This window comes from Pseudarthrobacter sp. J47 (assembly GCF_049810315.1).
Taxonomy (GTDB): Bacteria; Actinomycetota; Actinomycetes; order Actinomycetales; family Micrococcaceae; genus Arthrobacter.
This window is the reverse complement of record NZ_CP187358.1, coordinates 1,408,128-1,429,622: the sequence shown is the minus strand read 5'-3', so window position 1 is coordinate 1,429,622 and position 21,495 is coordinate 1,408,128. Positions and strand designations below refer to the sequence as shown.

The following is a 21,495-nucleotide window of genomic DNA, read 5'->3' as shown; positions in this document are numbered from 1 at the left end:
CGGACCATCGCTAGCCCAGTGCCATGGCGGAGGCCAGGTGCGGCGGCAGTCCCGTTTCCTCCGGGACAAGGTCCCGCAGCCCCGGCAAGGACAGAACGTCGACGGCGACAGGTGCGGTCCGCAGGCCGCCGCCCTCCATTTTCAGCCAGGCTTCCTTACGTGCCCACAACCTTGCCCGGGCTGCGTTCCGGAGCCGCTCCCGTGTGCGGCCTACCGTAGCGGCTTCGGCAGCGGTCAGGGCGGTCCTGTCAAAGCCGGGGAATCCGACGTCCGCGGGATCTTCGATGTCCACGCCCAGGCGCAGCCCCGCAGCAGGCACCCGCATACCGGCCAGCAGGATCCAGTCACCGGCGCGGGCCAAGCTAAGCAGCAGCGGAAGAGGCCTGCCGTGCAGGGAGTACCCGGGCCGGCCGTGGGCAAGGTCCGCGTCAAGTCCGCACTGCGGGCAGCAATAGTCAGCAGTTAACTCCGACGGCGGAACGTCCAGCAGCGCACCAGCGAAACCGCGAAGGGCCATCCGTCCGGCACGGAAGCGCCGTGCCACAGCCGGCGCCATGGCAACGGCTCGCCGCTCTTCGGCGGGATCCAGCCGGACAGGCTCCTGCCCGGGAACATCGCCAACAGCAAAGGCGCGGAAGACCACGTCTGATGACATAGCTTCCGCGCCTCCTGCTGTCCTGGTGAAGGTGATTGCAGCCCGGGGACTACCGCTGGACGGCGCCGAACCGCTCAGCGGCCAGCGCAACGGCAGCTTCACGCGCAGCCGAGGCCTCGTCTGCCGTCAGCGTGCGGTCATCCGCCCGGAAGCGCAGACCGAAGGCCAGCGACTTGCTGCCCTCGGGGATGCCCTTGCCCGAGTAGACGTCGAACAGTGCAACGTCCTCCAGCAGTTCACCGGCGCCTTCGCGCAGCGCGGCCAGAACCTCGGCAGCCGGGATCTCCTGCGGCACCACCAGGGCAACGTCCTGGGTGGCCACGGGGAAACCGGAGATGTGCCGGGCCACGATGACGTCCGCAGCGGCGCCGAAGATCAGCTCGGCATCCAGCTCCAGTGCCACGCTCCTGGCGGGCATGTCGTGAGCCGCGAGCAGCTTCGGGTGCAGCTCGCCGGCGTAACCCACCACCTCACCGGAGCGGAGTGAAAGCTGCGCGGTACGGCCGGGGTGGAAGGCCTGGTGGGCGCCCTGGCTGACCACCAGTTCAACGCCCAGGACGTCCCCGGCAAGCCGGGCAATGTCCAGGGCATCTGCCCAGTCCCAGGGACGCGGCGTGTGGGCCGCGGCAGCGGGCGAATCGTTGCCGGTGAACAGCGCGGCGACGTGCAGCGGCTGGTGCGGGACGCCGTCGTACAGTCCGTCAAGTACCTCATCCGAGGGCCGGGCGCCCAGAGGAGGAATGGAGGACGTTCCCAGCGTTCCTTCGGGGAGGAAAACGGAACCGGTTTCGAAGAGCGCGAGGTCCCGGAACCCGCGGGACTGGTTGCGGCGGGCCACCTCGAACAGGCCGGGCAGGATGGACGTGCGAAGGTAGCCCTGCTCCTCGCTGATCGGGTTGGCCAGCTTAAGCGCACTGCGTTCTGCGCCCTGTTCAGGCGTGCCGAAGGTGTCGTTTGCCGCCTTGGACACGAACGGGTAGGACAGCACTTCGGTCAGCCCGGCGTCCGCCAGGGCCTGGACCAGACGGCGTTTCTGCTGCTGGGCGCGGGTCAGGCCACGGCCAGGAGGAGCTACCGGCAGGGTGGCCGGAATCTGGTCGTAACCAACCAGCCGCACGATTTCCTCGGTGAGGTCGTCCTTGGTCTCGAGGTCGTTGCGCCAACTCGGTGACGTCACCCGGTAGGAGGCGCCTGCGGCAGTCTCCCCCACCTTCTCAACGGTTCCTCCGAGATCCTCCAGCGCAGTGGTGATCTGCTCTTCGGTGAAGTCGATGCCGATCCGGGCCGCCGCATATCCGGCAGGAAGATCAATCACGACGGCGTCAGGTGCAGTCCCAACATCAGTTCCGGTTTCCTCAGCGGTACCGCCGGCCAGCTCCACCAGCAGGTCAACCGCACGCTGGGCGGCGACGTCCGCAATGTGCCAGTCAACGCCGCGTTCGAAGCGCTTGGACGCTTCGGAGGGCAGCTTGTGGCGGCGCCGTGAACGGGCAATCGAGACCTCTTCGAAGTGCGCAGCCTCGATCAGGACCGTCGACGTCGAATCCGTCACCTCCGTCGCTGCGCCGCCCATAACGCCGGCAACGCCGATCGGGCCCGAAGCGTCAGTGATCAGGAGGTCTCCGGCGTCGAGCGCGCGGTCCTTGCCGTCCAGCGTGGTGAGCTTTTCACCGGCGACGGCGCGGCGCACCACGATCTCGCCGGACAGCTTGTCCTGGTCGTAGAAGTGCAGCGGCTGGCCCAGTTCAAGCATCACGTAGTTGGAGATGTCCACGGGCAAGGAGATGGAACGGATGCCGGCCAGCCGCAGCCGGGAGGACATCCAGGCGGGGGTAGGCCGGGTTGCATCCACGCCGGTGACGGTGCGGGCCACGAAACGGTCGCATCCGGGCTTGCCGTAGATGGGGGCGGCGTCGTTGATCTTCACCGGATAGCCGGCTTTGAGCGAGGCAGGCAGTGTGACCTTCGAGGCCGGGTCCACGAACGGGGTACCGGTGGCGTGGGCATACTCGCGTGCCACACCGCGGATGGAGAAGGCATATCCACGGTCCGGAGTGACATTGATTTCCGCAGCCTGATCGTACAGGCCCAGCAGCTCCATCGCGTCGGTGCCGATTTCAGGATCCAGCCCGATCCGGGACAGCACCAGGATGCCGTCATGGTCCTCCCCGATACCCAGCTCGCGGACGGAGGCGATCATGCCTGCGGACAGGTGTCCGTACGTCTTGCGGGCCGAGATGCGGAAGTCACCGGGCAGGACGGCGCCGGGCAGGGTGACAACGACTTTGTCCCCCTCCACGAAGTTGTGGGCTCCGCAAATGATGCCCTGCACACCGGAGGGGTCTATGCCGTCCCCGGTGAGGGTCTGTGGCTGCCCTTCGGGGACAACCCGGACCTGGCACCAGTTGATGGTCTTGCCGTTGGACTGGGGTTCCTTGACCAGGCTCAGCACCTGGCCCACCACAATCGGACCGCTCAGGGTGTCCGCGGGACGGTGGACGTCCTCTTCTTCAAAACCGACCTTGACCAGGTCCGCCATAACATCTTCGGCCGTTGCTCCGGCCGGTACCTGCGCGAATTCACGCAGCCAGGAAAGTGGGATACGCACTGTTAGATCTCCATCCCGAAGTGCTCGCTGAAACGTACATCGCCCTCGATCATGTCGCGCATGTCCCCCACTTCATTGCGGAACATCAGGGCGCGCTCGATGCCCATGCCGAAGGCAAAACCTGAATAGACGTCCGGATCGATCCCGGCGGCGCGGAGCACGTTGGCATTGACCATGCCGCAACCGCCCCACTCGATCCAGCGCGGGCCGCCCTTGGCACCGGGGTGCCAGATGTCCAGCTCCGCGGAAGGCTCGGTGAACGGGAAGTAGTTGGGGCGCAGGCGGACCTTGGCGTCGTCACCGAACATCTGGCGCGTGAAGTGCTCCAGCGTGCCCAGGAGGTCAGCCATGTTCAGGTTTTTGTCGATGGCCAGGCCCTCGAACTGGTGGAACACGGGGGTGTGCGTTGCGTCGAGCTCGTCAGTACGGAACACCTTGCCCGGGCACAGCACGTAGATGGGCACTTCGCGTTCCAGCATGGACCGGACCTGGACGGGCGAGGTGTGGGTGCGCATCACCAGGTGGGCTTCCGGGGGCTCCACGAAGAAGGTGTCCTGCATTTCGCGGGCCGGGTGGTCCGGTTTGAAGTTCAGGGCGTCGAAGTTGAACCACTCCGATTCGACCTCGGGGCCTTCGGCGATTTCCCAGCCCATGCCCACGAAGATGTCGCAGACGCGGTCCTGCAGCGTGGACAGCGGGTGGCGGGCTCCGGCGCGGCGGCGGCGCTGCGCGGCCGTGACATCCACTGTTTCCTCGACGAGGATGCGGGCGTCGTTCTCCGCCTCGAGCTCGGTGGAACGGGCAGCCAGGGCCTGGTTCACGCGGCCGCGCGATGCTCCCATGAGCTTGCCTGCGGCGGCCTTGTCTTCCTTGGACAGCTTGCCGATTTCCCGGTTTGCCAGGCTCAACGGCGACTTCTCCCCGGTGTGGGCCAGCCGTACGGCCTTGAGGTCATCCAGCGAGGTGGTGGCGGCGATGGCCTCCAGCGCGCGGCCGACGGCGGCGGTAATGGCGGCTTCGTCCAGGGGGTTCGGGGCGTCTGCGCCCGGCAGAGTTTCAGTCATCTACTGTTCTTAGCTACGAGTTTGGCGGCGCCCGCTGGAGACCGGCAGCAACCACCGGCTCGCCCGCGGGACAACATGGTCCAGGCGCGCCGGAATCCGGCGGCCACTAGCGTCCAGTCTAGTAGAAGCCGCCAGCTACGATGTCCCCATGACAGCGGCGAAGATCCCGTTGACGCGGGGCCAGCGAATCCGGCAGGCGGCGAACCTCCTCAACGGGAGTACGGCGTTGGGAATCCTGCTGGCTTCAGCGGCCGGACTGGCGGTGGTCCCCGGCCCGCGCGGCCTCTTGCTGGCTGCGGGCTACCGGTGGCCCTTACCGGTGGCGGGCGCCTTCACCGTGGGCAACGTTGTCATCTTCCGCACGCGCGGAACAGGCACCACCCCCGATCCCCGGCTGGCGGACCCGATCCTCCTGCACCACGAGGAGCGCCACGCAAGCCAGTATGCAGCCTTCCTGGGGCTGCCTTTCCTGCCGCTGTACTTTGCTGCGGCAGCCTGGTCCATGCTGAGGACGGGCAACCCCGGTTCGGCCAATGCCTTTGAACGCCACGCCGGGCTCCAGGCCGGTGGATATCCGCTGCTCGAATCCCGATGGAGGACGCCATGGAAAAAACGAACACCGTCACAGTGACCGGAACGGGAACAGCCGAAGCGGTGCCTGAACTGCTCACCCTCTCACTGGCGGTGGAGTCCCGAAGACAGGATGTCGCGGCAGCCTATGAGGGCCTGGGCAGTGCGGTGCGGGCCGTCACCGGCAGACTGCGCAGCGACGGCGTGCCGGACCGGAACATCTCCACCACCGGCATCAACGTCCGGGCCGACGTAACGTGGCGCGAGGGCGAAGGGCAGGTTGTCACCGGCTACGTAGCCTCTTCTGCCTTGGGCGTCCGCCTGGGAATGCCTGACGCCTCGCAGGTTATTGCCCACGCCGTTGAAGCCGGCGGCAACGATGTCCGCCTGAACGGGATGGTCCCGGGGTTTGCTGATGAAGCGGCAGTTATGGCTCAGGCCAGGGAAAAGGCATGGCACGACGCCGAAGCTGCCGCCACCCAGCTGGCAAGCCTGGCAGGTGCCACCCTGGGCAGGGTGGAGGCGGTTGCCGAACACCCGCCGTCAGGGAACGTGGTGCCAATGTCCGGCGTGCGGCGTGCCGCCGCCGTTGAGTCCGTTCCCGTTGAAGCAGGCACCACGGCAGCCAGTTGCGCGCTGACAGTGACGTGGCAACTTGCCTATCCGGGTGCTTGACTTAAGTTCGAACATATATTCGAATTAGGGGCATGAGATGGGATGCACAAGCGCTACAGGAAACCTCCACGCCGCCACTCATCCCGCTTGCCGGCCTGGTCCGTTCCGTCACCACACCTGAGTTTGCCGGCATCACCTTCCACGAGGTCACCGCCAAATCGGTGCTCAACAAGGTGGTTGCCGGTTCCCGCATGCCGTTCGAGTGGACCATCAACCCGTACCGCGGCTGCAGCCACGCCTGCGTTTACTGCTTCGCCCGGAAAAGCCACACCTACCTGGACTTCGATGCCGGCCTGGATTTCGACAGCCAGGTGGTGGTAAAGGTGAACGCCGCGGAGGTGCTGCGGAAGGAACTTGCGCGGCCATCGTGGGGCCGCCACCAGGTGGCCCTGGGAACCAACACGGACCCGTACCAGCGTGCCGAAGGCCGCTACAAGCTGATGCCGGGCATCATCAACGCCCTGGCCGATTCCGGCACTCCCCTGTCCATCCTCACCAAGGGCACACTCCTTGCCAGGGACATTCCGCTCCTCAAAAAAGCCGCAGCCCAGGTCCCGGTAGGCATCGGCATTTCCCTGGCCATGACGGACGAGGCACTCTCCGAAGCAGTGGAACCCGGAACTCCCGGCCCCCGGGCCCGCCTGAAGCTTGTTTCACGGCTGCGCGATGCCGGGCTGCCCTGCGGCGTGATGGCCATGCCCATCCTGCCGTGGCTTTCGGACAGCGATGAAGCACTCGATGCCCTGTTCGCGTCCCTGGCGGCCGCCGGTGCCACGGGTGTCACCGCCGGGGCGCTTTACCTGAAGCCGGGAACACGGGAATGGTTTATGCAGTGGATTGCCGCCAACCACCCGGCGCTGGCCGGCAAGTACCGGCGTCTCTACGGCACAGGCTCCTACGCTTCGAAGGAGTACCGGTCCTGGCTTGCCGGAAAGGTGCGCTACTTCAAGGCCCGGCACGGTTTCTCGGGTTCCGGTTCGGGTTTCAGCCACCGCAATCTTGAGGATGATCCCCGGGAGGAAGAAGCCCAGTATCCAGCCGGCAGCATGGCCGGGCCTGCGCCCAGCGGACACACCTTGCCAGCCAAAGCAGGACGGCCGGCGGGGAGCTCCCCGCCGGCCGTCCACGGGCTGCGTCAACAGCCCACCCTTTTCTAGGGTCAGTTCCCCGGGTCAAGCCCTAGCCTGCCGGGATAACCAGTCCCTTGTACTCATCCTGCAGGAAGTCCTTCATCTCCTGCGAGGTCAGGATCTTGTACAGCTTCTGCACCCGCGGATCGTCCTTGTGCTCGGCCTTTACCGCAAGGACGTTGTAGTACGCACTGTCCTTGCCTTCCACCAGCAGCTGCTTGTCAGCGCTCAGCCCTGCAGGCAAAGCAAAGGCCAGGGTGACGATCGCCGCGTCCTTGTCGTTGAGGGCCTGCGGCAGGCTGGCGTTTTCGATCTCGGTGAATTCAAGGTTCTTCGGGTTGGCCGTGACGTCCTTGAGCGTAATCGGGTTCTCCGTCACCTCGATCAGCCCTTCTGAGGCCAGGAGCTTGAGCGCGCGTGACTCGTTCGTCGGATCGTTCGGGATGGCCACACTGGCACCATCCGGGAGGTCCTCCAGACCGGCAATGGTGTTGGAGTACAAGGCCATGGGCGGCAGGTAGACCTTGCCTACGCTGACCAGGTCCTGCCCGGCGGCCTTGTTGTAGGTTTCGAGGAACGTGGTGTTCTGGAAGAGGTTGGCGTCGATGTCACCGTCCGTGACGGCGGGGTTCGGCGTGTTGTAGTCGCTGAACTCCTTGTACTCGACGGTCAGGCCTTCCTTCTCTGCGAGCTCCCGCTGGACGTGCTTGAGCATGTCGCCAGCAGGAACTGCCAGCGCGCCTACCTTGATGGTGTTGGCGGCGTCAGCCGAACCGGAACCTCCGCCACAGGCGGTCAGCGACAGGATGGCGGCGATTCCCGCGGCGGCAGCCTTAAGGACATATGTACGGGTCATTGGATCTCTTTCACGATGGAACTGGAGTGTTCGGAGTTGCAGCGGGGTGAAGTCAGCGGTGGGACAGCCGGCGGGCTGCCAAGCTTCCCAGCGACTGGAAAATCTGGACAATGAGGATCAGCAGGATGACGACGGCGAACATGTACTCGGGGCTGTAGCGCTGGTATCCGTAGCGGAACGCCACGTCCCCCAGGCCGCCGCCACCCACGGCGCCCACCATGGCCGAATAGCCAATAAGTCCCACCACGGTAGTGGAAAGCCCCAGGGCGAGTGCGGGCACGGCTTCGGCGATCATCACCTTCGTCAGGATGGTCCAGCGCGTCGCCCCGAGGGACTGCGCCGCTTCGACCAGCCCCACGGGAACCTCACGGATGCCGATTTCAACCAGCCGGGCAAAGAACGGGATCCCGGCGATCGTCAACGGCACAATGGCTGCCGTAGGTCCGATGAACGAGCCCGCAATCAACCTGGTGAACGGAATAAGCAGGATCATCAGGATGATGAACGGAATGGACCGGCCCACGTTGACCAGGAAGTCCAGCAGCCGGTTCAGGACGGCACCGAAGGCGCGGCTCCCGAAAGGCCTCGCCAGCAGGCCGTTGGCTTCGGTGGTGACCAGGAGAACTCCTGCGGCCAGGCCGAAGAGCACCGTGAACAAAAGGCTGACACCCACTGTGTAGAACGTCTCCCCCGTGCCTTTGAGGATGGTGTCCAGCAGGTCCTGCCAGAAATACGGATCATCGCGGTCGATCACTTGATGACCTCCACAAAAAGTCCCTGCGCGCGCAGGTCTGCGATGGCAGCCGCCACAGTTTGTTCCTCTCCCGGAAGTTCCAGCCGGGTCCTGCCCGTCTGGTGGCCGTGGATTGTCTCCAGGGCAGCGCCCAGGATCCCCACGTCGATGCCGTGCTCCCGGGCCAGCCGTGCGATGACGGGTTTGTCGGACGTTACGCCGGTGAAGGTTATTTCGACCACCCTGTTGGCGGTGTCCGGGACCTCGCCGAGGGGAAACAGCGCGTGGCCCAACAACGACTTTTCGGTGGTCAGGAGTTGCTCCACTGGACCCTGCTCAAGGATCCGGCCCTGGCTCATCACAGCTGCCGAATCGCAGATGCGCTTCACCACGTCCATTTCATGGGTAATCAGCAGCACCGTGAGCCCGAGGTCCCTGCTCAGCTGCCGGATAAGGTCCAGGATCTGCCGGGTGGTTTCGGGATCAAGGGCGGAGGTGGCCTCGTCGCTCAGCAGGACAGAGGGGCTTGACGCCAGGGCCCGGGCAATTCCGACACGCTGTTTCTGGCCACCGGAGAGCTGGGCCGGATAGGCGTCGGCTTTTCCGTGCAGTCCCACGAGTTCCAGGATCTCCAGGGCACGGGCGCGCCGCGCAGACCGGGCCACACCGGTAATCTCCAGCGACAGTTCGACATTCGCCTGCACAGTACGGCTGCTCAGGAGATTGAAGTGCTGGAAAATCATGCCGATGTTGTGCCGGGCTGCGCGCAACTCAGCACCGGCCAGCGTGCTCATATTCCGTCCGTCCACGGTGACGGTACCGGAATCAGGGCGCTCCAGGGAGTTGATGGTCCGGATCAGCGTGCTTTTGCCGGCACCACTTTGGCCAACGACGCCGAAGATCTCACCACTGCGCACCGTCAGTGACACGTCGGCGAGGGCCTCCACCCGGGCGGTACCGGAGCCGTAGCTCTTCGTGACCCGGTCTACGGAAATCATGGCGCTCCTTCAGGAATGGGGGCTGGGCCGGCCTCACGGCACACGGCATCCAAGCTAGGATTCTTCCAAGCGGCCCCCTGAGCCCAAAATCCGAATTTTTGCCCTCTTGATCAGCCCCTGATCGCGCTAAAATTCAGCGGAGGGTCCGCAGGGGCCTGGCGGAGTCCAGGTATTGCTGCAGGGCCCGGACAATCGGGAGGTCGGCAGGGATCCACGGAAGACTGAGAGCTTCGTCACCTGCGTCAATATTGACCCACAGCAACTGGTCGTGATCCTCGAGCGGCTCCGGGACCCCGTCAATGATCTCGGCGAACCAGACACGCATCACAGCCTTCTCGTTCAGTGGCCAGCCTGCCGGGTCAGCGGCGGTTAACTCTGGTCCGAGCCTGACGTCGATGCCCAGTTCTTCCTTGAGTTCCCGATGCAGCGCCTGCGTGGGCTCCTCGCCCCGTTCCACCTTGCCGCCGGGGAATTCCCACATGCCGGCAAAGCGTTCGGGCGCCGTCCGGCGGGCCACCAACAGCCGCTGCGGGTCCTGCAACGAATCCAGGACGGCGCCGCCCACCACGTGTATGAGTTCAGTCACTGGGCCAGTTTACGTGGCAGTTGCGGGAAGGAATCCCGCCCTTCGAAGGTTGCACACTGAGGTGCTGCCCTAGGATCGAAGGGTGCCTGCCGGCCCGCTCCCGTGCGCACCGCCGCTCCATTCAACACTCCGAAATGCAGGTTCATGACGCAGTCATTACAGTCCCCCACGCTTCGTAAGGCACAGCCCTTCAACCTCGCCTGGGCAATCCTGGCCCTCGCCATGGGTGGCGTCGGCATCGGCGTTACAGAGTTCACCATGATGGGGCTGCTCACTGAAGTGGAGAAAGGCCTGCAGATCAGCACCCCTGAGGCGGGCCACCTGATCTCCGCCTACGCACTGGGAGTAGTGGTGGGCGCTCCGCTGCTGGCCGCCGTCGGTGCCAAGCTGCCGAGGAAACACCTTGCCCTGGGCCTGATGGCGGCCTTCACCATTGCCAACCTGTCTTCCTTCATTGCTCCCGACTACGCCACCATGCTCGTCTCACGGTTTGCCTCAGGGCTCCCCCACGGCGCATTCTTTGGTGTCGCCGCCGTCATCGCCGCCTCGCTGGTGGCACCGAGCCGCCGCGGCTGGGCCATCTCCATGGTGATGGCCGGCTTGTCCGTGTCCAACGTCGTGGGAGTTCCCCTCGCCACCTGGGTTGGCCAGACTTTCGGTTGGCGGTTCCTCTTTGTGATGGTGGCCGTCCTTGGCCTCATCACGCTGGCCATGATCTGGCGGTCCGTGCCCTACCAGGCCGCCCATCCGGACGCGAGCATCCGGCGTGAGCTGGGCGCCCTGCGGCGCGTCCAGGTGTGGCTGGCGATCCTCATCGGCGTCGTCGGGTTTGGCGGATTCTTCGCCACCTATACCTACATTGCGCACACCATGACCCTCGTTGCAGGAATGCCTTCGAGCTGGATCCCGATTGTGGTGGCCCTGTACGGACTGGGTATGGTGGCCGGAAACGTCGTGGGCGGCCGGCTGGCGGATAAGTCCGTGATGGGCACCATCTACCGCGTCCTGCCGGGCATCGCTGTTGCCCTGGTGGTCTACGCGGTCGCCGTGCACTGGCCGTGGAGCGCCTTCCTGATGGTCTTTGTGGTGGGAGCCGCGGGATCCATGCTGGTTCCTGCACTCCAGACCCGGCTCCTGGATGCCTCTCCCGATGCCCCTTCGCTGGCATCGTCCCTGAACCACGCGGCCCTTAACGTCGCCAACGCACTGGGTGCTTTCCTCGGCGGCCTCGTGATCGCGTGGGGCTGGGGCTATGTGGCACCCGCCCTGGTGGGGGCAGTCCTGGCTGTCCTTGGCCTGGGCGTTGCCCTGTACAGCGGATACCTCGAACGCCGGAAGCCACTGGTGTCCTGACGCCTGCGCGGACAGCCCGCATACAGGGGAAACGTGGCCGGCACACGGTGGCGACACGCCGCCCAAACATGCCCTAAGCGTACTGACAATAAGGGTGCTGTGTGTTAGCTTGAAGCATTATCGGGAAGATTCCGTCCCGACGAATATGTAGGAGGAGATATGGGCTTTCTAGGCTGGATCATTCTCGGACTCATTGTTGGAGCCATCGTCAAGGCCGTTATGCCCGGCAGGGTAGGCGGCGGCTGGGTCACCAGCCTCGTGCTGGGTGTCGTCGGCGCCATCGTCGGCGGCTGGATCGGCGACCTTCTGTTCGGCGGAGGCCGGATGGAATTCTGGAACATCGGTTCCTGGCTTCTCGCTATCGTCGGCGGCTTGGTTGTAGCCGGCATCTACGGCGCCATTACGGGCCGGAACAAGACCACAACGTAGCCTCCAGAGCTGCGAAACCAGACAATCTATAGCTGAAGGCTCCGTCCCAAGGGACGGAGCCTTCAACGTTTAACGGCCATCAGCGTTTAACAGCCATCATCGTTCCACAGCCAGAGGGGCGATCAGCCCACCGGCTGCTGCGACCGTGCGCTGGCGTACAGGCAAACGGTGGCGGCTGTACCGAGGTTGAGGCTTTCCGCGGCCCCATAGACAGGAACGGCCACGCGGTGGTCCGCCAGGGAAAGCTCGTCGGCGGAAAGGCCCTGCGCTTCGTTCCCAAAAAGCCAGGCGGTGGGCTCTTCCAGGGCATAGTCTGAGAACTTGCTTTCATTGCCGAGCCGCCGTGCGGCGTTCTCGTCCTGCAACTGGTCCAGGTTGAGCGTGCCGTAGCCATCGGCGGCAAGGATCCCTATGCCACGCCCACGCAATTCGGTGGCCAGCGAGGCGATGTCCGCGCCCAGCACAACCGGGAGGTGGAACAACGAGCCGGCGGTGGAACGGACTGCTTTGGGATTGTAGATATCAACGCTGGAGCCGGTCAGCACCACAGCATCAGCACCGGCAGCATCCGCCGCCCGCAGGACTGTTCCGGCGTTCCCGGGATCCCGCACCTGGCACAGCACGGCAATCAGCCGCGGGCCGGCGTCGAGCACTGATTCCAGGGTGACATCCACAAAACGGCACACTGCAACGATTCCCTGCGGGTTGACGGTGTCCGCCATGGCGGCCAGGACCTCGTCCGTGGCAATCCGGGCGTCCGTTCCCTCCGCAAGTTCTTCGAACTCGGGGAACTTGTCCAGGCAAGCCTCGCTGGCATAAACCTCGAGGACCACGCCTTCTCCCCCGGCCGCCAGCCTGGACTGATGGAGCCGGAGTGCCTCCCGGACGGCCTGGGGACCCTCGGCAATAAAGCGGCCCTGCCTTAAACGGGCCGGGCGCCCTGCAAGCTTTGCCACTTCCCTTACCCGATCGGCTCGGGGATTGGAGAGTGGAAAGACTTGCGGGCGCCCGGTTTCGTTCATATAAGAACTTTAGTGGCTGTTGCGACTAGTTCTTGATCTGCTGGCGTGCTTCGCCACCTGCGGGCTCGAAGCCTGCAGCCTTGGCGGCCTCAACGCTGGAGAACCAGTACTCAGCAGCAGTGACGTCGTACCAGGTGGAACCCGGGACGTGGTACTTGTTGGACTCGGCGTTGCCCTTGATGGTGTAGCCCTCGGGAGCGCCTTCACCTTCAACAGCCGTGACGGCACCTTCGAGTGCCGGCTTGGCAGCAGCCTTGGCAGCCGGGGCAGCCTTAGCGGCCGGAGCAGCCTCAACCTTGGCGGCCGGAGCGGAAGTGTCCGCGGGCAGCGAGTCCTTGGCAACCTTGACCAGTGCAGCGAAAGCGTTGGCGTCAGAAACGGCCAGCTCTGCGAGCATGCGGCGGTCAACCTCGACCTCAGCGGCCTTCAGGCCCTGGATCAGGCGGTTGTAGGTCAGGCCGTTGGCGCGGGATGCAGCGTTGATGCGCTGGATCCAAAGGCGGCGGAAGTCGCCCTTCTTCTTCTTGCGGTCGCCGTAGCTGTACACAAACGAGTGCAGCAGCTGCTCTTTTGCCTTACGGTACAGGCGCGAACGCTGACCGCGGTAACCTTTGGCCCGTTCAAGGACAACCCGGCGCTTCTTGTGGGCGTTTACCGCCCGCTTCACACGTGCCACGTGCGTACTCCTTCAAAAATTCATATCCCAAGCATCTACTGCCGGTCTCCCGGCGGCCTGAGAAGGCTGTTTGGTAGTTGACTGCTGCCAGGCGGCAGAGCCAGGAACTTGGAACTTAGATGCCGAGCATCTTCCGGATGACCTTGGCGTCGCCCTTGAAGACGATCTTGTCACCGGCCAGGCGGCGGGTCAGCCGGCTGGACTTGTGCTCGAGGTAGTGACGGCGGTTGGCCTGCTGGCGGCGCAGCTTGCCGGTACCGGTCAGCTTGAAGCGCTTCTTGGCGCCGCTGTGGGTCTTCATCTTCGGCATGGGAACCGATCTCCTTACGTGTCTGCAGGCGGGGCCTGCAGTTCAATCGCGCAGCCTCCCCTGGGGGCGGCATGCTGGTTGCTGACTGACCGGGCGGAACCCGGCAGCTTGACTAGTTGGTCTTCTTGCCAGCCGGCTTGGGAGCCGGTTTGGGCGCTGCAGGCCGTGCCGCAGGCTTGGGCGCTGCGGGCCTGGCAACAGGCTTGGGCGCTGCCGCCGGAACCGCCGGCTTGGGAGCCTCAGCCTTGGGAGCTTCAGCCTTCGGAGCGGTCTTGGGGGCCGGCGCCTTAGGAGCCTCGGCCTTAGGCGCAGCCTTGGGAGCGGCCTTGGGTGCTTCAGCCTTCGGAGCGGCCTTGGCGGCCGGGGCCTTCGGGGCCTCAGCCTTCGGAGCTTCAACCTTGGGGGCCTCAGCCTTCGGAGCTTCAGCCTTCGGTGCTTCGTCGGCAGCCTCTACGGCTTCAGTGGCGGCAGGCTGCGCAGATTCCTCTACGGCAGCTTCCGGCTCGGAATTGACGGTGAAGCCCTCGGGCAGCAGATCCGCCAGCGACTGCGTCAGCGGAGCGCTGTCGTCACCGGAGACGTCCACGCGGCCGGCGGCCTTCGCTTCGTTCTGCGCCTTGGCCTCGGCGCGCTGGGTGGCGCGACGGGCTTCGGCCTTGGCTTCTGCCTTGTTCTTCAGCGGGCCCACGACCATGACCATGTTGCGGCCGTCAATGCGGGGGCTGGATTCCACCACGCCCACCTCGGCTACATCTTCAGCGAAACGCTGGAGAAGGCGAATGCCCATTTCCGGTCGCTGCTGCTCGCGGCCACGGAACTGGATCATGGCCTTGACCTTGTCCCCGGCGCCGAGGAAGCGGAGGGCATGGCCGCGCTTGGTCTCGTAGTCGTGGGTGTCGATCTTCAGGCGGAAGCGGATTTCCTTCAGGACCGTGTTGGTCTGGTTCTTCCGCGCTTCACGTGCCTTGACTGCGGCCTCGTACTTGTACTTGCCGAAGTCCATCAGCTTGCACACCGGAGGCTTCGCCTGAGGTGCAACTTCAACGAGATCAAGGTCGGACTCGGCAGCCAAACGCAGGGCATCCTCAATACGGACGATTCCTACCTGTTCACCTGCAGGGCCGACCAGCCGCACCTCGGGGACGCGGATACGCTCATTGATTCTTGGCTCGCTAATGTTAAAGCTCCTGTGTCTGTTGTTGGGTATTCCACCGGCAAACAGAGAAGGCCTCCAATTGCCGGAGCAATCGAAGGCCTCGAAGATCGGATACTGCCTGCACTGCGGAACACGTCCACAGCACCTGCCATTCTGCCGGTTATACCAACAGACGCCGACCTGTACCCGGCAACCTTGCGTCCCTGGAATGAATCCTGGAACAACGGCTGACGCGGGTGGGAGAGAACTCCGCTTGCAAACTGAAGGCTACTCACAAATGATGGATCCCGGTGCGCGAGGCGTCCGGGTTCCGTTCATCACAAAATAACGACATTCAGTCGGTCTGTGACAAGCTTACCAGTATGAGCACCCCAGACAGCAATTCACACGTTTACCAGGCACCGGAAGAGGCAGCTGCCGGCGTCGCCCAGCAGATCCGGGATATCGCCGAAGTCCCGGCAATCGAGGTTATTACGACGGCGGCCGTCCACCTCATGAGCGCGTCAGCAGTGAAGCTCGGACTCGCTGAGGAAGCCAACGCAGCCGAACTCAAGGACCTGGACGAGGCCCGCAAGCTGATCACCGCACTGGCAGGCCTGGTCACCGCAGCTGCTCCGGAGATCGGCTCACAGCACGCCGGACCGTTGCGCGATGGCCTCCGCTCACTGCAGCTTGCCTTCCGCGAAGAATCCATCATCCCGGACGCACCAGGCAAGGGCCCGGGAGAGAAATTCACCGGTCCGGTCAACTGAAACCCGCACGCCTGCGCTAAAGCGTGTACTAAAACTGAAGCAGTATCGACGGCGGCATGTCCCATTGACCGGGACATGCCGCCGTCGTCTATTCCTGGCTTTGGGGCAATGCTGCGGCGGCCAACCGGCGGCGCCGCAGCGCCTGCAGCAGCAGGCCCACCAGGCAGACCAGGACACCGGCAATTCCTACTGACAGGAAGCCGCCGGACGGGCCCATTGAGTCAATGAACACGCCAGCCAGCGGCGAGCCCAGGGCCACGCCCGAGGTCAGCGCGGAACCATACCAGCCCATGGCCTCTCCCCTGCGGTGTTCGTCAACGAGGTCCGCCACCTTCTCCGACGCGGCAGACAAGACCGGTGCGCACAGCAGGCCGGGGAGAATCGACAGCAGCGCCAGGTCCCAGGTGTTGTGCGCGAAGCCCATGGGAAGGGTCAGGGCGGCCATGCCCAGCAGGAGCAGGATGGGCGAAACGGGCCGGTGCATGGCACCGTAAATCAGCCCGCCAACAACCGATGCCGCGCACCAGAACAAAAAGACGATGCCGATCTCGCCTTGCCGCCCGGTAAGTTCCAGCGCGGCAACGATGCCCACGTCAGTGCCGCTGAGGACCATTCCGGAACCGGCCGCCACGGCGAACACGGCCGCAACGCTGGCTGTGAACCAGGTGAAGTTCCGCACCACCTTGGACTTGAGGGCCGTAGTCCGGCCTTCAACGGTACGTTTCGCAGCCGGGGCGATCTCCGCTGCGGCTTCCGGAAGATGGGCCGGGGCCGCGCAAACCACTGCAGCTTCCGCAGCGTGGAGCTGTTCCTCCGCTGGAGCCAGGTTCGAGGTGACGCTGCGTGTAGGCGGGTTGAACCACATCAGGAAAAGGCCGGCCAGGGACGTGGAAACACCCACGATGGTCAGCCCGATCACGCTGTTGCCGGTGGTGGCGACGATGGCGCCAAGTGCCGGACCGATCATAAAGACAACTTCGGTGGTGATCGAATCCAGCGCAAACGCGGTGCGCCGCTGCTCTCCGTCGGCCAGGACGCCCAGGGACTGGCGCAGGACGCTGAAGATCGGCAGCGTCAGCAGGCCCCCGATGAACACCAGGGGCAGCAGCCACTGGTAGCTCACATGGGGAACGATGGACCAGATGACGGTTTCGGAGACCACTGACGGAATCAGCGCCTTGCGCAGGCCCACGGTATCCACGCGCCGGCCGCGCCAGGGAGCGCCGACGGCGATGCCAATGGTCATCACCGCAGCTGCGGCTCCGGCCGCCGCGTAGCCTTCCCCGAGGGACAGGACGATGTGCAGGGTAAGCAGTACACCGGCGGCAGAGTGCGGTATGCGGGCAATCATGCCTACCAGCAGCAGCCGCCTGATGGCTTTGATGGCCAGCAGTTCCCGGTAGAGGGCGAAGTTCACGAGGGCGTCCTTTTGATCCGCTGCCGGGCAGCGCGAGGATCACCCCCACTGACCGAAAGCTATTGCGAGGCGCGCCTGATCTTGATTTCGATTGAATCGACGCGCTCTGAAAACAATACATTCCGCGCCCATGCCGCGTGGAGGTCCCCGACCAGTGCCTGCACAGCAGCTGCGTCCAGGCCGTCTTCGAGGTACAGGACGGCCTGGAGTTCAGGTCCTGCGCCGCCCCCGCTGATTGCGCGACCGTCGGCAGCAAGGGCCGCGACACCGCTGCCGGGCTGAATCTCCAGCCGGCGGACGGCGTGGTGATGGTGGAGCCCTTCCGCCATGGCTTCGGCCACCTCAGGATCCGCGTACGAAGGATGCCAGGGCCTCTGCTGCGCAAGTGACCAGAGAGCCGGCCGCCGCACTACAAACGGAGCCGGGCTTCCCGGGTCCAGGACCATCAGTTCGGCACCTTCGGCAACTGCGGACAGCGCGGCCCGGGCTGCGTACACAGCAACGGGCCGGGCCTGCGGATGCCAGTCGGCCAGCGCCTGGGTGCTGCTGAAAACCGGGAGGACCTTGCGGCCGTCCGCAGCCTGCAACGTCACCAGGGCCATGTCCGCCTGTTTGTCCCCAACCACACCATGCGCTCCGGCCGCTTCTTCCGCCACGGAGGCCACGATGGGGACAAAAACCCGGGCGGACGCAAGCGACGCAATTACGCCTTCTTCACCGGCCGTTCCGGCGTGGACGGCAGCCAGTGCGGCCAGGTACGCAGGGTGCGCGGTGCCGTCGTCGTCGTCAAAGTTGTGAATGACGGCATCATCACCTGCGAGGCTGCGCCCCGCCCACGGCTGTCCAGCGGAATCCGCAGTGCCGCCGGCGCCGGCAAGTGCCGCGGCGATGTGGCCGGGAAGATGCCGTGCCGGGGCGCCGCCCGCAGGATCAGGTTTGTTGCTCATGCTGTTCTCCGGAACGTGGCTCAGCGACGTCCTGCAACATCCAGCGCTTCGGGGAGCGTAAATGCCGGAGCATAAAGAGCCTTGCCAACAATTGCGCCTTCCACGCCCAACGGAACCAGCGCACGAAGGGCCGCGAGGTCATCCAGGCTGGAAATACCACCAGATGCCACCACCGGCTTGTTGGTCTTCGCCACCATCTGGCGCAGCAGCTCAACATTGGGCCCCTGGAGGGTGCCGTCCTTGGTGACGTCGGTGACGACGTAGCGTGCGCATCCTGCGTCTTCGAGGCGGGCCAGCACCTCCCAAAGATCCCCGCCCTCCTTGGTCCAGCCCCGGCCGGCCAGGGTGGTGCCGCGGACGTCGAGGCCGACGGCGATCCTGTCACCGAAGCGGTCAATGACGCGACGGGTCCATTCCGGGTTTTCCAGGGCGGCCGTGCCGAGGTTCACGCGGGCCACGCCGAGGTCCAGGGCTGCTTCCAGGGAGGAATCGTCACGCAGGCCTCCGGAAAGCTCCACCTTGATGTCCAGGCGCCCCACAACCTCGCGCAGGAGCTCTGAGTTGGAACCGCGGCCGAAGGCTGCGTCAAGGTCCACCAGGTGCACCCACTCAGCGCCCTGCTCCTGCCAGTTCAACGCGGCCTCAAGGGGCGTCCCGTAGCTGGTTTCGCTGCCGGCCTCGCCCTGGACCAGGCGGACTGCCTGGCCGTTGACGACGTCGACGGCGGGAAGCAGTTCCAGCACGGGCAGATCTGTTGCAGTGGTCATCTCAGTCCTCAGGTAGGTTGGCGGGGCATGCTGGGCCGCCCCGTTCAAATGGTCCGGCTCAGGCGCCGGGCAGCGTCAGCAGGTAGGCGGCCAGCAAAGCCATGACCGCCAGGACGTAAAACGAAACCTGGGTCCACAGTGGCCTGCCCTGCTGCCGGAAAGACAGCGCTCCGCCAACCAGCAGGCCGCCGAGCCCCATCAAGACGATCGACCACATTCAGGCTGCACCGGTTCCAGGCTGTGCCGGAGCCGGGCGGCGCAGGCTTTCCACCCAGTTGCGCAGCAGGCGGGCACCGGCATCCCCGGACTTTTCGGGGTGGAACTGGGTGGCGCAAAGCGGGCCGTTCTCAACGGCGGCAATAAACGGGCCGCCGTGCTCGGACCAGGTCACCAGTGGAGCCGCGATCCGCGGTGCCGCGGCCTCAAAGTTCCACTCCTGAACGCCGTAGGAGTGCACGAAGTAGAAGCGCTCATCCTCGACGCCGGCAAACAGGCGGGAGCCTTCGGGCACCTTGACGGTGTTCCACCCCATGTGCGGCACGACTTCGGCGCGCAGGGCTTCAACCTTGCCCGGCCATTCACCGATGCCCTCTGCTTCGGTGCCGTGTTCCACACCGGCCTCGAAGAGGACCTGCAGGCCAACACAAATGGCGAGCACGGGACGGCCACCGGCCACCCGCCTGCCGATCAGCCGCACCGCGTCCACTGCCTTGAGTTCGTTCATCACGGTCTCGAAGGCGCCAACACCCGGTACCACCAGGCCATCGGCGTTCAGGACGTCCTCAGGCTTGGAGCTGAGCAGCACCTGGGCCCCTGCACGTTCCAGTGCACGGACTGCCGAGCGGACGTTGCCGGAGCCGTAGTCCAGCACCGTAACGGTGAGCTTTCCCTCCGGGCTCTCCGGCTTGCGGAAGGCCGCCGGATCAATCACGGCGCCATCGCGCAGAATCTGGCCGCTCACAGGGCCCCCTTGGTGGAAGGAATGCCGTCAACGCGGGGATCGGACTCCACAGCGGACCGGAGTGCGCGTGCGAAGGCCTTGAACTGGGCCTCCACAATGTGGTGCGGATCCCGGCCCGCCAGCACATTCATGTGCAGGCAAATGCCGGCGTGCAGTGTCATGGCCTCAAACACGTGGCGGGTCAGCGAGCCGGTGAAGTGTCCGCCGATCAGGTGGTACTCCTGGCCTGCAGGCTCCCCGCCGTGCACCAGGTAGGGCCGCCCGGACACGTCAACCACTGCATGGGCCAGGGCCTCGTCCAGAGGCACCGTTGCTTCGCCGAAACGGCGGATGCCGGCCTTGGTTCCCAGCGCTTCACGCAGGACTTCGCCGAACGTGATGGCCACGTCCTCGACCGTGTGGTGGACGTCAATGTGGGTGTCGCCCGTGGCCTTGACGGTCATGTCAATCAGTGAATGCTTGGACAGCGCAGTCAGCATGTGGTCATAGAACGGTACCGAGGTGCTGATGTCCGAAACACCGGTGCCATCCAGGTTGATCTCCACCAGCACAGAGGATTCGCTGGTGGTCCGCTCGAGGCGGGCAGTCCGGGCCTGGAGGGCATTGGAACCGGCATTGCTCATGGTGGGGTGTCCTTTGGGAATGGAGTTTCAGGCGTTGACTGGCTTATTCCAGTTTATGCCGGGAGCCGGGCTGCCCCGGCCAGGATGCTTTCCAGGGAGGCCAGGAAGGCTGTGGTTTCGCTCTCAGTCCCCGCGGTAACGCGCAGGTGCCCGGGAATACCGACGTCGCGGATCAGCACTCCGGCGTCCAGGAGGCCTTGCCAGACCTCGTGGGGATTGTCCAGGCCGCCGAAGAACACGTAGTTGGAATCTGACGCTGCCGGCTTCAAGCCCAGCTTCAGCAGCCCCTCGACGATCCGGTCGCGCTGGCGCTTGATGTCCTCAACATCAGCCATCAGGGCTTCGCGGTGCGCCAGGGCAGCCAGCGCCGTAGCCTGCGTGACGGCGGAGAGGTGGTACGGGAGCCTGACCAGCCGGAGTGCATCGGTAACTTCCGGGGCGGCCGCCATGTAGCCAAGCCGCGCGCCGGCCAGGGCAAAGGCCTTGCTCATGGTGCGCGAGACGATCAGGCGTTCCCGGCCCGGCAGCAGCGTCAGCGCGCTGGGTGTGCCGTCGTGCGCGAACTCGTGGTAGGCCTCGTCAACAATCACGATGGCCTGGTTGTCTTCGCCGGCCTCATACACGGCTTCCACTACATCAAGCCCAAGGCCGGTGCCCGTGGGGTTGTTGGGCGAGCACAGGAAGACGATATTGGGCTTCAACTCACGGACCTGGCGGGCGGCAGACCGGGCACTCAGTCCGTAGTCGTCAGTCCGCTGGCCCTTCAGGTAGGCGGTGTCCGTGCCGCTGGCGAGCAGGGGGTACATGGAATACGTGGGCGGGAAACCCAGCGCGGAGCGGCCCGGGCCGCCGAAGGCCTGCAAAATCTGCTGGAGGACCTCGTTGGAGCCGTTGGCGGCCCAGATGTGGTCCGGGGTCAGGCCGTGGCCGAGATACGCGGCCAGCTCGGTCCGAAGTTCCGTGAACTCGCGGTCCGGATACCTGTTGAGGCCGGAGGCCGCTGCCGTGACAGCTTCCGCGATGGCAGCCTGCACATCCGCCGGCACGCCATGGGTGTTTTCGTTGACGTTCAACAGGATGGGGACATCAAGCTGCGGGGCCCCGTAGGGGGAAAGTCCCCGGAGGTTGCTCCGCAACGGGAGTCGATTCAGTCGCTCAAGCTTTTCGGTCACTGAACAAGCTTAAGTCCGTGCGGCACGGCCCTTGA

24 protein-coding genes are annotated in these 21,495 nt (G+C 65.0%); 6 read left to right on the top strand and 18 right to left on the bottom strand.

What is annotated here, in order from left to right; genetic code table 11:
• Window positions 1-10: 10 nt before the first annotated feature.
• Genes ACPJW8_RS06490 through pheS form a run of 3 tightly spaced genes read right to left on the bottom strand, consistent with a single transcriptional unit; the run spans window position 11 to window position 4,327 of the window.
• The gene (locus ACPJW8_RS06490) at window positions 11-655 is read right to left on the bottom strand and encodes a 4'-phosphopantetheinyl transferase family protein (RefSeq protein WP_330186987.1); all 645 of its coding nucleotides are present in this window, start codon (window positions 653-655) and stop codon (window positions 11-13) included.
• Between the two features lie 49 nt (window positions 656-704).
• Window positions 705-3,263, bottom strand: coding sequence for a phenylalanine--tRNA ligase subunit beta (gene pheT / locus ACPJW8_RS06485; RefSeq protein WP_330186986.1), 2,559 nt, complete (start codon window positions 3,261-3,263; stop codon window positions 705-707).
• 2 nt (window positions 3,264-3,265) lie between these two features.
• Window positions 3,266-4,327 (bottom strand): phenylalanine--tRNA ligase subunit alpha, encoded by a 1,062-nt coding sequence (gene pheS / locus ACPJW8_RS06480; RefSeq protein ID WP_330186985.1) that lies wholly within the window; start codon window positions 4,325-4,327, stop codon window positions 3,266-3,268.
• 148 nt (window positions 4,328-4,475) lie between these two features.
• Between pheS and ACPJW8_RS06475 the strand changes: the two genes are divergently transcribed.
• Genes ACPJW8_RS06475 through ACPJW8_RS06465 form a run of 3 tightly spaced genes read left to right on the top strand, consistent with a single transcriptional unit; the run spans window position 4,476 to window position 6,729 of the window.
• Window positions 4,476-4,958: a hypothetical protein gene (locus ACPJW8_RS06475; RefSeq protein ID WP_330186984.1), complete on the top strand. Its 483-nt coding sequence runs from the start codon at window positions 4,476-4,478 to the stop codon at window positions 4,956-4,958.
• Window positions 4,931-5,572 carry an SIMPL domain-containing protein gene (locus ACPJW8_RS06470; RefSeq protein ID WP_330186983.1) on the top strand — a complete coding sequence of 214 codons (642 nt, stop codon included), beginning with the start codon at window positions 4,931-4,933 and terminating at the stop codon, window positions 5,570-5,572. The genes ACPJW8_RS06475 and ACPJW8_RS06470 overlap by 28 nt, the downstream gene beginning before the upstream one ends.
• 32 nt (window positions 5,573-5,604) lie before the next feature.
• Window positions 5,605-6,729, top strand: coding sequence for an Rv2578c family radical SAM protein (locus tag ACPJW8_RS06465; protein WP_330186982.1), 1,125 nt, complete (start codon window positions 5,605-5,607; stop codon window positions 6,727-6,729).
• 22 nt (window positions 6,730-6,751) lie between these two features.
• Here ACPJW8_RS06465 and ACPJW8_RS06460 read toward each other — a convergent pair whose 3' ends face one another.
• The 4 genes from ACPJW8_RS06460 to ACPJW8_RS06445 all read right to left on the bottom strand — a co-directional run bounded on the left by ACPJW8_RS06460 (window position 6,752) and on the right by ACPJW8_RS06445 (window position 9,875).
• On the bottom strand, window positions 6,752-7,558 hold the full coding sequence (locus tag ACPJW8_RS06460) for a MetQ/NlpA family ABC transporter substrate-binding protein (protein ID WP_330186981.1): 807 nt from the start codon (window positions 7,556-7,558) through the stop codon (window positions 6,752-6,754).
• Window positions 7,559-7,610: 52 nt separating this feature from the next.
• Entirely contained in the window at window positions 7,611-8,312 is a 702-nt protein-coding gene (locus tag ACPJW8_RS06455; RefSeq protein WP_330186980.1) for a methionine ABC transporter permease, read from the bottom strand.
• Window positions 8,309-9,289, bottom strand: coding sequence for a methionine ABC transporter ATP-binding protein (locus ACPJW8_RS06450; protein ID WP_330186979.1), 981 nt, complete (start codon window positions 9,287-9,289; stop codon window positions 8,309-8,311). The genes ACPJW8_RS06455 and ACPJW8_RS06450 overlap by 4 nt, the downstream gene beginning before the upstream one ends.
• A 133-nt stretch (window positions 9,290-9,422) precedes the next feature.
• On the bottom strand, window positions 9,423-9,875 hold the full coding sequence (locus ACPJW8_RS06445; RefSeq protein WP_330186978.1) for a (deoxy)nucleoside triphosphate pyrophosphohydrolase: 453 nt from the start codon (window positions 9,873-9,875) through the stop codon (window positions 9,423-9,425).
• A 144-nt stretch (window positions 9,876-10,019) separates the two neighbouring features.
• Here ACPJW8_RS06445 and ACPJW8_RS06440 point away from each other — a divergent pair, with 144 nt between their 5' ends.
• Window positions 10,020-11,228, top strand: a complete 1,209-nt coding sequence (locus ACPJW8_RS06440) for an MFS transporter (protein WP_330186977.1) — start codon at window positions 10,020-10,022, stop codon at window positions 11,226-11,228.
• Window positions 11,229-11,387: 159 nt separating this feature from the next.
• The gene (locus tag ACPJW8_RS06435) at window positions 11,388-11,657 is read left to right on the top strand and encodes a GlsB/YeaQ/YmgE family stress response membrane protein (protein WP_330186976.1); all 270 of its coding nucleotides are present in this window, start codon (window positions 11,388-11,390) and stop codon (window positions 11,655-11,657) included.
• 122 nt (window positions 11,658-11,779) lie between these two features.
• Here the strand turns inward: ACPJW8_RS06435 and ACPJW8_RS06430 are convergent, their stop codons facing one another.
• The 4 genes from ACPJW8_RS06430 to infC all read right to left on the bottom strand — a co-directional run bounded on the left by ACPJW8_RS06430 (window position 11,780) and on the right by infC (window position 14,800).
• The gene (locus ACPJW8_RS06430) at window positions 11,780-12,679 is read right to left on the bottom strand and encodes an RNA methyltransferase (protein ID WP_330186975.1); all 900 of its coding nucleotides are present in this window, start codon (window positions 12,677-12,679) and stop codon (window positions 11,780-11,782) included.
• A gap of 25 nt (window positions 12,680-12,704) precedes the next feature.
• Window positions 12,705-13,355 (bottom strand): 50S ribosomal protein L20, encoded by a 651-nt coding sequence (rplT, locus tag ACPJW8_RS06425; RefSeq protein WP_330186974.1) that lies wholly within the window; start codon window positions 13,353-13,355, stop codon window positions 12,705-12,707.
• Between the two features lie 115 nt (window positions 13,356-13,470).
• On the bottom strand, window positions 13,471-13,665 hold the full coding sequence (gene rpmI, locus ACPJW8_RS06420) for a 50S ribosomal protein L35 (protein WP_003798720.1): 195 nt from the start codon (window positions 13,663-13,665) through the stop codon (window positions 13,471-13,473).
• Window positions 13,666-13,777: 112 nt separating this feature from the next.
• A complete protein-coding gene (gene infC / locus ACPJW8_RS06415; RefSeq protein ID WP_425256427.1) occupies window positions 13,778-14,800 on the bottom strand; it encodes a translation initiation factor IF-3 in 1,023 nt (340 codons plus the stop codon).
• A 383-nt stretch (window positions 14,801-15,183) separates the two neighbouring features.
• On the opposite strand from infC, the gene ACPJW8_RS06410 reads away from it, so the two are divergent.
• Window positions 15,184-15,573 carry a DUF1844 domain-containing protein gene (locus ACPJW8_RS06410; RefSeq protein WP_330186973.1) on the top strand — a complete coding sequence of 130 codons (390 nt, stop codon included), beginning with the start codon at window positions 15,184-15,186 and terminating at the stop codon, window positions 15,571-15,573.
• A gap of 88 nt (window positions 15,574-15,661) precedes the next feature.
• Here ACPJW8_RS06410 and ACPJW8_RS06405 read toward each other — a convergent pair whose 3' ends face one another.
• Genes ACPJW8_RS06405 through ACPJW8_RS06375 form a run of 7 tightly spaced genes read right to left on the bottom strand, consistent with a single transcriptional unit; the run spans window position 15,662 to window position 21,460 of the window.
• On the bottom strand, window positions 15,662-16,990 hold the full coding sequence (locus ACPJW8_RS06405; RefSeq protein WP_330186972.1) for an MFS transporter: 1,329 nt from the start codon (window positions 16,988-16,990) through the stop codon (window positions 15,662-15,664).
• Window positions 16,991-17,049: 59 nt separating this feature from the next.
• Window positions 17,050-17,937 (bottom strand): SseB family protein, encoded by an 888-nt coding sequence (locus ACPJW8_RS06400; protein WP_330186971.1) that lies wholly within the window; start codon window positions 17,935-17,937, stop codon window positions 17,050-17,052.
• A 20-nt stretch (window positions 17,938-17,957) separates the two neighbouring features.
• Complete coding sequence (priA, locus tag ACPJW8_RS06395) at window positions 17,958-18,704, bottom strand: bifunctional 1-(5-phosphoribosyl)-5-((5-phosphoribosylamino)methylideneamino)imidazole-4-carboxamide isomerase/phosphoribosylanthranilate isomerase PriA (protein WP_330186970.1); 747 nt, start codon at window positions 18,702-18,704, stop codon at window positions 17,958-17,960.
• Between the two features lie 58 nt (window positions 18,705-18,762).
• Window positions 18,763-18,921, bottom strand: coding sequence for a hypothetical protein (locus ACPJW8_RS06390; RefSeq protein ID WP_330186969.1), 159 nt, complete (start codon window positions 18,919-18,921; stop codon window positions 18,763-18,765).
• A complete protein-coding gene (gene hisH, locus ACPJW8_RS06385) occupies window positions 18,922-19,665 on the bottom strand; it encodes an imidazole glycerol phosphate synthase subunit HisH (RefSeq protein WP_330186968.1) in 744 nt (247 codons plus the stop codon).
• On the bottom strand, window positions 19,662-20,288 hold the full coding sequence (gene hisB / locus ACPJW8_RS06380; RefSeq protein WP_330186967.1) for an imidazoleglycerol-phosphate dehydratase HisB: 627 nt from the start codon (window positions 20,286-20,288) through the stop codon (window positions 19,662-19,664). Before hisB ends, hisH begins: the two co-directional genes overlap by 4 nt.
• A 53-nt stretch (window positions 20,289-20,341) precedes the next feature.
• Window positions 20,342-21,460: a histidinol-phosphate transaminase gene (locus ACPJW8_RS06375; protein WP_330186966.1), complete on the bottom strand. Its 1,119-nt coding sequence runs from the start codon at window positions 21,458-21,460 to the stop codon at window positions 20,342-20,344.
• Window positions 21,461-21,495: the final 35 nt, after the last annotated feature.

Coding starts and splice junctions, on each gene's coding strand:
- ACPJW8_RS06490 (WP_330186987.1), bottom strand. CDS start 655: ATGTCATCAGACGTGGTCTTCCGCGCCTTTGCTGTTGGCGATGTTCCC.
- pheS (WP_330186985.1), bottom strand. CDS start 4,327: ATGACTGAAACTCTGCCGGGCGCAGACGCCCCGAACCCCCTGGACGAA.
- ACPJW8_RS06475 (WP_330186984.1), top strand. CDS start 4,476: ATGACAGCGGCGAAGATCCCGTTGACGCGGGGCCAGCGAATCCGGCAG.
- ACPJW8_RS06470 (WP_330186983.1), top strand. CDS start 4,931: ATGGAAAAAACGAACACCGTCACAGTGACCGGAACGGGAACAGCCGAA.
- ACPJW8_RS06465 (WP_330186982.1), top strand. CDS start 5,605: ATGAGATGGGATGCACAAGCGCTACAGGAAACCTCCACGCCGCCACTC.
- ACPJW8_RS06460 (WP_330186981.1), bottom strand. CDS start 7,558: ATGACCCGTACATATGTCCTTAAGGCTGCCGCCGCGGGAATCGCCGCC.
- ACPJW8_RS06450 (WP_330186979.1), bottom strand. CDS start 9,289: ATGATTTCCGTAGACCGGGTCACGAAGAGCTACGGCTCCGGTACCGCC.
- ACPJW8_RS06440 (WP_330186977.1), top strand. CDS start 10,020: ATGACGCAGTCATTACAGTCCCCCACGCTTCGTAAGGCACAGCCCTTC.
- ACPJW8_RS06435 (WP_330186976.1), top strand. CDS start 11,388: ATGGGCTTTCTAGGCTGGATCATTCTCGGACTCATTGTTGGAGCCATC.
- ACPJW8_RS06430 (WP_330186975.1), bottom strand. CDS start 12,679: ATGAACGAAACCGGGCGCCCGCAAGTCTTTCCACTCTCCAATCCCCGA.
- rpmI (WP_003798720.1), bottom strand. CDS start 13,665: ATGCCGAAGATGAAGACCCACAGCGGCGCCAAGAAGCGCTTCAAGCTG.
- ACPJW8_RS06410 (WP_330186973.1), top strand. CDS start 15,184: ATGAGCACCCCAGACAGCAATTCACACGTTTACCAGGCACCGGAAGAG.
- ACPJW8_RS06400 (WP_330186971.1), bottom strand. CDS start 17,937: ATGAGCAACAAACCTGATCCTGCGGGCGGCGCCCCGGCACGGCATCTT.
- priA (WP_330186970.1), bottom strand. CDS start 18,704: ATGACCACTGCAACAGATCTGCCCGTGCTGGAACTGCTTCCCGCCGTC.
- ACPJW8_RS06390 (WP_330186969.1), bottom strand. CDS start 18,921: ATGTGGTCGATCGTCTTGATGGGGCTCGGCGGCCTGCTGGTTGGCGGA.
- hisB (WP_330186967.1), bottom strand. CDS start 20,288: ATGAGCAATGCCGGTTCCAATGCCCTCCAGGCCCGGACTGCCCGCCTC.